The sequence below is a fragment of the Levilactobacillus parabrevis ATCC 53295 genome, assembly GCF_001434055.1.
GTDB classification, from domain to species: Bacteria; Bacillota; Bacilli; order Lactobacillales; family Lactobacillaceae; genus Levilactobacillus; species Levilactobacillus parabrevis.
Genome location: NZ_AZCZ01000086.1, coordinates 1 through 2,089, shown reverse-complemented (window position 1 = coordinate 2,089; position 2,089 = coordinate 1). Strand labels below are relative to the sequence as shown.

Below are 2,089 nucleotides of genomic sequence, written 5' to 3'. Positions count from 1 at the left end.
AAAAGATAAAGGATGTAGTCTCGTGGATTAACACCATTTGTTTTGGCCGATTCAATCAAAGTCATCCAAATAGCTGTAGCCTTTGCTCCAGCTGGACTAGTGCTGAACAGCCAGTTTTTTCGGCCAATCACTAGACTCTTCATATTACGTTCAGCGGCGTTGTTACTGAAATCAAACTCACCGTGCTCAATAATCTTATTCAATGTGGCTCGCTGATTTTGGGCATAGGTAATTGCTTTGCCAAGCTGACTTTTTGGCAGCTCATCTGCCTGATCAATCCATCTCCAGAATTTATTAAGCAGGCCTCGCAATTTGCCGCGTCGCCGACGCTTCCTAGAACGTGGAGAGAAGTGTTGCCATTCCCGTTCAAGCGCAAACATTTTGTCCAGTAGCTTTAAGGGACGACTCATTTGAATTCTTCCCTTAACGTTTGCTGCGTCATAGAACTTCCGCCGAACATGGGCGAAACAGCCAATTCGAGTGACCGAGTCTCCTAAACTGTTATAGCCAGAATACCCATCACATTGGAAAGTACCCCTAAAACCTCGGTAGAGGTCTTGGGCAAAGGTCCCTGAACGAGTACTACCATACGCATATAACACTGCTTGAATCGGAGACTTCCGAACCGACCTTGCTACCCACATGTAAGACTTGGAGCTGGCTTTCTTTCCAGGTTCTCGCAGAACCTGAATGGGTGTCTCATCGCCTTGTAGACAGCTCTGTGCCATCAATGTTTTTCTAATCAGCTCATAAAGTGGCCTCATCAATTTCCCAGACTTGATCATCCAATTGGCCAGTGTTGTCTCAGATAGGTTGACTCCCAGGCGTTGCCAATCTTTTATCTGTCGGTAAAGGGGAACGCCTTGCTCGTACTTTTGATGGATAATTTCCGCAATTACCGAAGCCGAACCAAGGCTGTGAGGAATCACTGGATTTGAAACTTGTGCTTGTATCAAATGAGCGAGGCCATCAATGCTCTCACAATCGACGCATTTATATGTATGAGCGTGAATTTCTTCACGGTACAACTTTGCTGGCTGGAAGTATAGTTGTTCGCGAACAAATTTTTCGCCCACTAAAACTAAGCTGTGTCCGTGCGGACACAGCTTGTCTTCGACATCAACGAAAGTAATCTTTACAGGTAAATCACGGCTTAAGACTTCTTGCCGCGTCTTTTTACGCTTTTTCGTTGACTGTACTTGATCTGTTTGGTTTTCTTGGCCAGTTTGCTCTGGCTCGGTAAAAACACGGTCATCTTCTTCCAGAAGTGATAACTGATTAGGATCGACCTGCTCTGACTTTTGGCCGAACATTTTTCTCGTTAGGTAATCGATAATTTCAGCCTGTTCTTTTACCTTTGCGGTTAACATGGCGATTTGTTCCTGTTCCGCAGTCATTGGCAATCCCACCCATTCTGTATCGATTTCTTTTGAGTTTACCATAGCCTTCTGGAAATGAATAGCTATCTTTCCGTGGCGACGTTTACGTGCCGAGGTGTCCTGACTTTGTGGACAGTCGCGTCAAGCGACCACCCACTTAGTAAGAGTTTGAACTGTCTAAAGTTAAGGCGACGAACGGCATTTTGATTGGTCGGCCACTGAAGTCGACCGTTTTCTAGCCGTTTATACAAAAGGAGGAATCCATCACCGTCCCAATAAAGAGCCTTGAAGCGGTCCTTTCTGGTACCACAAAACAGGTAAAGAGCCTGATTGTATGGATCTAGCTCAAATTGTTCCTGTACAACAGCTGCCAAGCCATCAATACCACGACGTAAGTCGGTTTTCCCACAGACAATATAGACCTGATTAATTTTAGACGGGTCAATGAGCATCATTGAACACCGCCTTAAGAACAGCATCAACGATGTAACCATTGGCTTTATTGTAGATGATTACTGATTTGTTCTTACCAATTTTCAACTGAATTGCCCGGCTGGGAACAACTGGCGTTGTTCCGGCAGCCTCACGTGGCATTCGGACTTGAACGATGTCTTGTTTTTCCATAATAAAAACCTCACCAATTTATTTGATGAGGTTATCATATCGTGGATTTACCACCAATCATAGACGGTCAGTTATTAGGTGCTTAC

Annotated in this window: 3 protein-coding genes; all 3 read right to left on the bottom strand. The window is 44.7% G+C overall.

All coding sequences use genetic code 11. From position 1 onward, the window contains the following. The coding region (gene tnpC, locus FD07_RS11805; protein WP_056990133.1) for an IS66 family transposase at positions 1-1,397 on the bottom strand (1,397 nt) is incomplete at its 3' end. Positions 1,398-1,462: 65 nt separating this feature from the next. Next, complete coding sequence (tnpB, locus tag FD07_RS11800; protein ID WP_020090538.1) at positions 1,463-1,831, bottom strand: IS66 family insertion sequence element accessory protein TnpB; 369 nt, start codon at positions 1,829-1,831, stop codon at positions 1,463-1,465. Beyond that, a complete protein-coding gene (locus FD07_RS11795; protein ID WP_020089635.1) occupies positions 1,821-2,003 on the bottom strand; it encodes a hypothetical protein in 183 nt (60 codons plus the stop codon). The genes tnpB and FD07_RS11795 overlap by 11 nt, the downstream gene beginning before the upstream one ends. Between the last annotated feature and the right edge of the window lie 86 nt (positions 2,004-2,089).